This window comes from Gordonia otitidis NBRC 100426, from assembly GCF_000248075.1.
Lineage (GTDB): Bacteria > Actinomycetota > Actinomycetes > Mycobacteriales > Mycobacteriaceae > Gordonia > Gordonia otitidis.
Genome location: NZ_BAFB01000141.1, coordinates 1 through 8,723 on the forward strand (window position 1 = coordinate 1; position 8,723 = coordinate 8,723).

The following is an 8,723-nucleotide window of genomic DNA, read 5'->3' on the forward strand; positions in this document are numbered from 1 at the left end:
GCGCGTAGGACGTCTTGGCTGCCCAGGTGGCCGAATCCTCACCGCCGCCTGCACCGTTGAGCAGATACAGGGTCGGCACCGGCTTACTCGTGTCCTTCGGATGCAGGACCGTGACGGGAATGGCCTTGCCCATCGACGCCGAGTACACGATCAGCGTCGTCTGCAGCGGTGAGTCGTGCACGACGGTCTGAATGCTCGAGGATGCCGGGTCAGGTGCCACCGGCGTCGGGTCGGCGGCGGCCACCCCGCTCATCGTGGCGGCACCGACCACCACGGCCGCAAGCGCGGTCAGAGCCGACACACACCGAACTCGACGAAGTCGCACCATCAGCCCCTTTAGTCCCATAAATAACAACAGCCTCAGATGTTACTGACCTCATTCCCTTCTCACCAAATGCCCGCGGAGGTCGTTAGGCAGTTGTGACCACGGGATATAGCTACCCCCGCACCCATCCGGCCACATCGACAGGTGACAAGTGTCGGCAAACTCTATAGACTATTTTCCATAGACCTCAGTCGAAGGAGTCACCGTGACCACACTGTCCGTAGAAGAAGAAGCCATCATCAAGACCGTCAAGGACTTCGTCGACAAGCAGGTCCGGCCTGTCGTCCGCGAGTTGGAGCACTCGAACACCTATCCCGAAGACCTCATCGAGCAGATGAAGGAGATGGGTATCTACGGACTCGCGATTCCCGAGCCCTACGGTTTCGCGCAGGTGTCGATGCCCTGTTACGCGCGCGTCACCGAAGAACTCGCACGCGGCTGGATGAGTCTGGCGGGCGCCATGGGTGGCCACACCGTCGTCGCCAAATTGCTCCTCGCGTTCGGCACCGATGAGCAGAAGGAGAAGTATCTGCCACGGATGGCGACGGGCGAGATACGCGCGACTATGGCGCTGACCGAACCGGGTGGCGGCTCGGATCTCCAGGCGATGCGCACCGTTGCTGTCCGCGAGGGCGACGAGTACGTGATCAACGGCTCTAAGACGTGGATCTCGAACGCACGCAAGTCAGACCTCGTCGCACTCCTCTGCAAGACCGACCCCAAGGCACAGCCCGCCCATACCGGCGTATCGATCCTGCTCGTCGAGAAGGTGCCCGGTTTCGAGGTGTCCAAGGACCTGCCGAAGCTCGGCTACAAGGGCGTCGAGAGTTGCGAACTGAACTTCGTCGACGCCCACGTGCCCGCCGATGCGGTGCTCGGCGGTGCCGAGGGCAAGGGATTCGCACAGATGATGAAGGGCCTCGAAACCGGTCGCATCCAGGTCGCTGCTCGCGCAACCGGCGTCGCGCGAGCAGCATTCGACGACGCGCTGGCTTATGCCCAGGACCGCGAGAGCTTCGGCGTCCCGATCTGGAAGCACCAGGCCGTCGGCAACATGCTCGCCACGATGGGCACCAAGCTCGCCGCTGCGCGCAGCCTGTTGCTCGACGCCGCCGATCGCGTCGGCACCGGGCAACGCGCCGACATGGAAGCAGGGATGGCCAAGCTCTTCTGCTCCGAGACCGCGATGGAGATCGCACTCGACGCCGTCCGTATCCACGGCGGGTACGGATACTCCACCGAATACGACGTCGAGCGATACTTCCGCGACGCGCCGCTGATGATCGTCGGTGAGGGCACCAACGAGATCCAGCAGAACGTGATCGCCAAGCAGCTGGTGAAGCGCGGCGGACTCGACATCTGATCACCCGCCCGACACCACTGGAGGTGAGCCCGTGCTTCCCCTATCCGGAGTGACGGTCCTGTCACTCGAACACGCAGTCGCCGCACCTTTCGCGACCCGACAACTCGCCGACCTCGGCGCGCGCGTCATCAAGGTCGAACGACCGGGCACCGGTGACTTCGCCAGAGCCTACGACGAATCCGTCGACGGCCTGGCCAGCTACTTCGTGTGGCTCAACCGTTCCAAGGAGTCGATAGCGCTCGACGTGAAATCGGAATCGGGTGCGAAGATGTTGCACCGGTTGGCCGATCACGCGGACGTCATCGTGCAGAACCTCGGTCCCGGTGCCGCGGAACGACTCGGGCTCGGTGCGCAGGATGTGCGCCGGCGCGATCCCAGAAAGATCGTGCTGTCGATCACCGGCTGGGGCAGCACCGGCCCGTGGGCCGATCGCAAGGCCTACGACCTTCTGGTGCAATGCGAAACAGGCCTCGTGTCGATGACCGGAACGCCGGACGACGTCGCGAAGGTCGGCGTCTCCATCGCCGACATCGCCGCCGGGATGTACGGGTTCTCCGGCGTGCTCGCTGCGCTCTACCAACGGCAGGTCACCGGCGAGGGCGCAACCCTCGAGGTCTCGCTCTTCGAGGCGCTCAGCGAATGGATGGGCCAGCCGGCGCATTTCACCGCCGGAGCGGGCCGGCAACCGGGACGCTTCGGTGCGGCACACGCCACCATCTCCCCCTACGGCCCCTATTCGGCCGTCGACGGACACACCTTCCTCCTCGCCATACAGAACGAGCCCGAGTGGCAGCGGCTCTGCGAGATCGTCTTCGACGACGCCGCGCTCGCGGCCGATCCGCGGTTCGCGTCGAACACGCTGCGCGTCGCCAACAGGGACGCGGTCGACGCGGCGGTGACCGAGCACTTCGGTCGCAGGACCACCGACCAGCTCACCGAACTGCTGAAGCGGGCGAAGATCGCGTTCGGCGGCGTCAACACGGTCTCGGAGTTCCTTGATCATCCGGTTCTCGCGGGACGCGACCGCTGGCGCAGCGTCGAGACCGAACGCGGACCGATCCGAGCGCTGTTGCCGCCCATCGGTTTCGGCGACGAGCCCCGCATGGACCCGGTGCCCGCGCTCGGCGCCGACAGCCTGACGATCGCCCGCGAGTTGGGTGTCTCTGACGACGAGATCGACGACCTCGTCGCGGCAGGGGTTCTCGGCACCCACGATTCGGACCAGGTGCGAAGCACGCACGCACACGACACCAGCACAGTCCAGGGAGGCCCCCGGTGACCGACACGACGACCACCACATTGAGCAGCTTCGTCGGGGACTGGACGCCGCAACCGGTCGTACAGCACGACGAGCTCGATCCGGCGCAGGCGACACGACTGGCGGCGACACTCGATCTGACCGAAACCTACTCTGCAGGTTCACAGTTGCCTATGACGTGGCAGTGGGTGTACTTCTCCGAGTGGCCGCGCAGCAGCGAACTCGGCGCAGACGGGCATCCATCCGACGGGCATTTCCTCCCCCCGATCCCTGACCGCAGGCGCATGTTCGCGGGATCGTCGATGCGGATGACGCGCCCACTTCGACTCGGCGAGCCGGCACAGAAGCGATCGAGCCTCGAGTCGGTCACCGAAAAGCACGGCCGCACCGGAGACATGCTCTTCGTCACCGTCCGCAACGAGTACTCACAGGACGGCGAGGTGGTGCTCATCGAAGATCAGGATTTGGTGTACCGCAGCGACTCCGGGGCGTCACGTCCGTTCACGCGGGAGGTCGAACAACTCGGTCCGACCGATGCCCCGTGGACCGCTGAGCCGACACCGACGACTCCACTACTCTTCCGCTACTCGGCGCTGACGTCGAACGCGCATCGTATCCACTACGACCAGCCGTACGTGACCGAGGTCGAGGGATACCCCGACCTCGTGGTGCACGGCCCGCTGCTGGCCACCTATCTCGCCGAGCTGGTCCGGTCACGGAGTGGAGGACGATCGTTGCGCGCCTTCGACTTCCGGCTACGCAAGCCACTGTTCCTCGGCGACGCCTTCCGGGCCGAGGGGCGCCCGGACGGCGACACCGTCGACCTCCGGATCGTCAGCGGTGTCGACACCGTACATGTCAGCGGGCGAGGTGAACTCGCATGAACCTCGACGCGGTACGCACCGCCCGCACACTGCTGTTCGTCCCGGGAAACCGACCTGATCGATTCGCCAAGGCGCAGGCTGCCGGCGCCGACCTCGTCGTGATCGACCTCGAGGATGCGGTGTCGACCGACGACAAGACCTCGGCGCGTGACGCCGTCGCGCAGTGGCTCTCCGACGGGCATGAGGCAGTGGTCCGGATCAACGGGGCAGACACGCAGTGGTTCGACGCCGACGTCGCCATGCTCGCCCCGACCGGCGCCCCGGCGATGCTGGCCAAGGCCGAGGATCCCGCGACGATCTCGTCGGTGGCCGACTCGTCGACCTCGGTCATACCGCTCGTCGAGACGGCCGTCGGCATACTGCGCGCCGCCGAACTGGCTGCGGTATCCGGTGTCGCACGCCTCGCGTTCGGCGCCATCGACTTCGCGGCAGAACTCGGCGTCGACCCCGATGATCGCGAGGCACTCCTGCTCGCGCGCTCCACACTCGTCCTGGCGTCGGCCGCGGCACACCTCGGCTCCCCCGTGGACGGGGTGACCACCGCCCTACGCGACGTCGACAAACTCTCGGATGACGTCGGTTACGCAGCACGAATCGGCATGCGCGGCAAGCTCTGTATCCATCCGGGTCAGGTCTCGACGACTCACGAGTGCCTTGCGCCGTCGACCGAGCAGATCGCGTGGGCACAACGGATCGTCGAGGCGGCGCGCTCGGATGGTTCTGCGGTCGCGGTCGATGGCCACATGGTCGATCCACCGGTGGTCGCCCGTGCGCAGCAGATCCTCGCAGCGGCACGCCCATGACCGCGTCGCTCACCGACGGACCACTCACTGGAAGACTGGTGCCCGTGCAGGAGTACCACGAGATCTCACGAACCTCCGACGGCACGCGTCTGGCCGTGCAGGTGCGCGGTAGCGGTCCGGTACTGCTGCTCCTGCCGGGCCAGGCCAACAACCACCATTGGTGGGACCGTACCCGTAACGATTTCGCCCGCGATCACACGACCGTCACCTTCGATTACCGCGGCACGGGCGACAGCGACTCCCCCGACGGGGACTACAGCACGCAACTGTTCGCGAGAGATGCTCTCTCTGTTCTGGATTCGTTGTCGATCGGTCGATTCGACGTCTACGGAACGTCGATGGGCGGGCGCACGGCCCAATGGATTGCCATCGCCGCGCCCCATCGCGTCCGTCGACTCGTACTCGGCTGCACCACGCCCGGCGGAAGTCATGCGCGCGAACGCGATCCGGATATCCGACGCGCCCTGGCCGGCCCGGACGCCACGCAGGTCATGACCGATCTGATGTACACGCCCGCATGGCAGGCCACACATCCGGGCCCGTACACCGTGCTGGGCGATCCGACGATGTCGGCGCGGGCACGCCGACAACATCTGCGTGCCAGCGATTCCCACGACGCATGGGCACGACTTCCCGAGATCGCCGCACCGACACTGATCCTGCACGGCTCCGACGACCAGTTCGCACCGGTCGTGAACGCCCAGATTCTGGCAGATGCCATCCCCGATGCGACGACCCACGTGTTCGACGGCGCGCGCCACGCGTACTTCGACGAGTACCGCGCGCAGGCGAGCCCACTCGTTCTCGACTTCCTCGACGACGCGCCCGGGGTTCACACGACGGGCTAGGTGTCGCCGAGCCGGTGCGCCAGTGCCGCCAAAGCATCAGCGGCCGAAACCAATTCGGTCCTCAGCGGCTGTGGGAGTTCATCGATTCCTGCCGCCAGTTCAGCGATGTGCGCATCTCGTCTCGCTTCGATGTAGGCCGACCCGGACTCGGTGATGGCAACGATCGACGCGCGGCCGTCTGCGGGGTCGGCGCGTCGCTCGACCAGCCCGTCGCGCTCGAGAGAGGTGATCAACGCTGTCATCGTCGGCGCGGTGACACCCTCGATCGTCGCGAGGGTCGTCGCCCGTCGGGGACCACTGCGCCACAGCGTGAACAGCGTCGCCGCACCACCGATACTCAGCTCACGCGTTCTGCGTTCCAGGGTGTGGGTCAACAGATCGAACAGCGCAGCAGCGGCCTCGGCGGTCGGTTCGGCTGCGGACATGTCTGGCATCCTATGTGGATTGCACAGAGTCCGTAAATGCGCGGCTCCGCCGCCCGAACTGTCCTGCGGCTCTGCCGCCGTTCGCTGCTCAGCGCTGCGCGGCGAGAAGGTGTCCGGCGTTCCTGATGTGGGCGACCATCGCCGCACGTGCTTTATCGGCGTCACGGGCGCGCAACCCGGCGATGATGGCCCGGTGATCGGCAGCCGACGCCTGTGGCCAGCCCTCGACCGACGCGAAGAATCGACGCGGCGCGTAGTTGAGCGAGCCCTTGATCATCCACGACAATTTCGGCGAGTCCGCAGCCGAATAGATCATCCGGTGGAAAACGTGGTTGAGTCGCTCCACCTCGTCGTAGTCGGCTGTGTCTGCTGCGTGTTCGAGCTCGGCCTGGATCGCGGCGAGGGCGTCGAGGTCGTCGTCGCCCATCCGCGACGTCGCGCGCGCAGCGAGTTCACCTGCGAGCAGCGACTGACCGGTGAACACGTCCTCGATGTCGGCGGCGCTCAACGGCGCGACCATGAATCCCCGACGTGGCTCGACGCGCAGCAATCCTTCGCTCTGCAGCGTCAACAGCCCCTCACGCATGGGCGTCGCGGAGATGTCGAGTTCGGCTGCCATCGTCTCCGGACGGATGAACTGCCCCGGTTCGAGCTGCCCGGAGACGATCAGTTCGCGTACATGCTCGGCCGCTTCGTCGGACAGCCGAGGGCGGCGTCTGCGGGAACGTGCGGGAACCTCGGCGCTCATGGAAACAATATAGTCTATTGAGTTCGACGCTCCCCCGACTCAGCGCCGCGATCCGGCTGCTCGTCACCATGCCTGCAGATGAGTCGACGCGCACGGTCGAGCAGCGCGTCCCTGATCTGCGCTGGTTCGAGCACCTCGACGTCGAACTCCGCGGACCACAGCACATTGATGGCGTGTCGTTCACCGATGAACGTCACCGTGGCGAGAACCGTGCCGTCGTCACCGACCTCATGGACGACCGTGCTGTACGCCTTCGCCCGCACCGCGCTCAGCGACCTGTCGTCGGCACACATCACCCGCACCGACACCTGTTCGAATCCGGCACGGAAATCGGTGCGTCGACGCTCCCAGATCGCGTCGAGATCGACGTCGTCGTCACGCTCGGCCCGTTCGTCGAGAACCTCGACGTCGGACATCCGGGAAACGCGGTACATCCGCTCCGCCCCTGCGGAATTGGCGACCAGATACCAGACATCTCCGGCGACGACGAGGCCCACCGGGTCGACGGTGCGCTCGGTTGCGGCGTCGGCTCCCGGTCTCCGGTAACTCATGCGGATCCGACGACCGTCGAAGACGGCCTGCTGCACCGGACCGAGAGCGCCGAGTGGTTCGGCCGCACGCACAAACCCCTCGGGTCGCACGAGCACTCGCGTGGCCGCGCGCATGGCGTCGGGCCGGTAGGCGTCGGGGATCGCGGCGGCCACCTTGCGCATCGCACTGGCGAGTTCCGGCGAGTGCAATCGACCGCCGCCGGCGAGCAACGACGCCGCCTCGGCGGGAGTCAGCCCGGTCAGATCGGTTCGATAGCCGGGGACGAGTGCGAAGCCCCCGTGACGGCCACGCTCGGCGTAGACCGGAATACCCGACACCGACAACGCGTCGATGTCGCGCAGCACTGTCCGCTCCGAGACGTCGAGTTCGGCGGCGAGTTGCGCCGCGGTCATCCTGCCATGCGTCTTGAGCAGCATCACCACAGCGAGAAGTCGTTCGGCTCGCATGAATACCAATTCTCCACCAAATCATGACAGAAGGTGTCGTGTATTCCTCGTGTACTCGAGCTGCGACGTCGCGCACGGCGATGTCGTCCGAACCGAGAGGCACGACATGAACTCCCCTGCCGACACCGAGACCACCGACACCGAGACCACCAACACCGAGACCACCGGCACCGCTTCCACGTCGGCGCCGGCCGATCCCCGGCCCGCCTACGCCGTAGCGACATCGTGGCTCACCGAGATCCTGCGGGGCATCCACCCCGATCACCTCGACGCCCCGACGCCCTGCACCGGGTTCGACGTGCGCACCCTGTCCGCCCACGTCGTGGGAACCGGGCGTCGAGCCGTGGCTCTCGCGAGCGGCGTCGACGTGACGACGATCCCGAGTGTCGCCGACACCCACGATCCGCAGGCGTATGCCGACGCCGTCGCGGAGGCGATAGAGCTCTGGCGCGATGATGCGAAACTGGCTGCGCTGGTGAAGGTTCCGTGGGGCGAGGTCCCCGGCGCCGGTGCGCTGTGGGGATATGTGAACGAAACCATGGTGCACGCATGGGATCTCGCGGTGGCGACGGGGCAGCCCGCCGAAGGCGATTCGGACGTGGCTGCCGCGGCGCTCGTCATCGCCCGGCAATTCATTCCCGCCCAGATCCGCGATCTCCCCGACGTCCCCTTCGGTCCGGTCGTCGAGCCACGTCCGGACGCGGGACCCACCGAACAGCTCGCCAACTGGTCGGGCCGTCGCGCGTGGCGGCGGTAACGTCGATGGTGTGCGTCTGAAAACACTCCTCGTCACCGGCCTGGGCACCGCCGCTGCAGCGACCGTCGGTAGCCTCGCATCGAAGTCGGCACTGCAATCGTGGTACCCGAAGCTGACCAAACCGTCGTATGTGCCCCCGGACCTGGCGTTTCCGATCGTGTGGACGGCGATCTACGCCGACCTCGCTGTCACGTCGGCGATCAGCATCGACGAACTCCGCGACAACGATGCCGCCGAGGCGAAGAAGTACGTTGCGGCGCTGGGCGCCAACCTCGCACTCAATGCTGGTTGGAGCTGGTTGTTCTTCGGCGCAC

At 66.2% G+C, this 8,723-nt stretch carries 10 protein-coding genes and 1 pseudogene; 7 read left to right on the forward strand and 4 right to left on the reverse strand.

What is annotated here, in order from left to right:
* Nucleotides 1-328, reverse strand: a pseudogene (locus GOOTI_RS14405) (esterase family protein); the annotation flags it as partial.
* A 202-nt stretch (nt 329-530) separates the two neighbouring features.
* Here GOOTI_RS14405 and GOOTI_RS14410 point away from each other — a divergent pair.
* From GOOTI_RS14410 to GOOTI_RS14430, 5 genes are read left to right on the forward strand one after another with little or no spacing between them, the layout of a single operon-like run.
* Complete coding sequence (locus GOOTI_RS14410; protein WP_007239337.1) at nt 531-1,688, forward strand: acyl-CoA dehydrogenase family protein; 1,158 nt, start codon at nt 531-533, stop codon at nt 1,686-1,688.
* Between the two features lie 31 nt (nt 1,689-1,719).
* Complete coding sequence (locus tag GOOTI_RS14415) at nt 1,720-2,967, forward strand: CaiB/BaiF CoA transferase family protein (protein ID WP_007239338.1); 1,248 nt, start codon at nt 1,720-1,722, stop codon at nt 2,965-2,967.
* Entirely contained in the window at nt 2,964-3,830 is an 867-nt protein-coding gene (locus GOOTI_RS14420) for an HTD2 family dehydratase (RefSeq protein WP_007239339.1), read from the forward strand. Before GOOTI_RS14415 ends, GOOTI_RS14420 begins: the two co-directional genes overlap by 4 nt.
* A complete protein-coding gene (locus GOOTI_RS14425; protein ID WP_007239340.1) occupies nt 3,827-4,633 on the forward strand; it encodes an HpcH/HpaI aldolase/citrate lyase family protein in 807 nt (268 codons plus the stop codon). Before GOOTI_RS14420 ends, GOOTI_RS14425 begins: the two co-directional genes overlap by 4 nt.
* The gene (locus tag GOOTI_RS14430; protein WP_007239341.1) at nt 4,630-5,481 is read left to right on the forward strand and encodes an alpha/beta fold hydrolase; all 852 of its coding nucleotides are present in this window, start codon (nt 4,630-4,632) and stop codon (nt 5,479-5,481) included. Before GOOTI_RS14425 ends, GOOTI_RS14430 begins: the two co-directional genes overlap by 4 nt.
* Here GOOTI_RS14430 and GOOTI_RS14435 read toward each other — a convergent pair.
* The 3 genes from GOOTI_RS14435 to GOOTI_RS14445 all read right to left on the reverse strand — a co-directional run bounded on the left by GOOTI_RS14435 (nt 5,478) and on the right by GOOTI_RS14445 (nt 7,652).
* The gene (locus tag GOOTI_RS14435; RefSeq protein WP_007239342.1) at nt 5,478-5,906 is read right to left on the reverse strand and encodes a MarR family winged helix-turn-helix transcriptional regulator; all 429 of its coding nucleotides are present in this window, start codon (nt 5,904-5,906) and stop codon (nt 5,478-5,480) included. The genes GOOTI_RS14430 and GOOTI_RS14435 overlap by 4 nt on opposite strands.
* A gap of 88 nt (nt 5,907-5,994) precedes the next feature.
* Nucleotides 5,995-6,654: a GntR family transcriptional regulator gene (locus GOOTI_RS14440; protein ID WP_007239343.1), complete on the reverse strand. Its 660-nt coding sequence runs from the start codon at nt 6,652-6,654 to the stop codon at nt 5,995-5,997.
* A gap of 14 nt (nt 6,655-6,668) precedes the next feature.
* Entirely contained in the window at nt 6,669-7,652 is a 984-nt protein-coding gene (locus GOOTI_RS14445) for a helix-turn-helix transcriptional regulator (RefSeq protein WP_007239344.1), read from the reverse strand.
* A 106-nt stretch (nt 7,653-7,758) separates the two neighbouring features.
* Here GOOTI_RS14445 and GOOTI_RS14450 point away from each other — a divergent pair, with 106 nt between their 5' ends.
* Both GOOTI_RS14450 and GOOTI_RS14455 read left to right on the forward strand, forming a co-directional pair.
* Nucleotides 7,759-8,409, forward strand: a complete 651-nt coding sequence (locus GOOTI_RS14450) for a TIGR03086 family metal-binding protein (protein ID WP_007239345.1) — start codon at nt 7,759-7,761, stop codon at nt 8,407-8,409.
* A gap of 10 nt (nt 8,410-8,419) precedes the next feature.
* Nucleotides 8,420-8,723: TspO/MBR family protein (locus tag GOOTI_RS14455; RefSeq protein WP_007239346.1), on the forward strand; the 304-nt coding region annotated here is incomplete at its 3' end.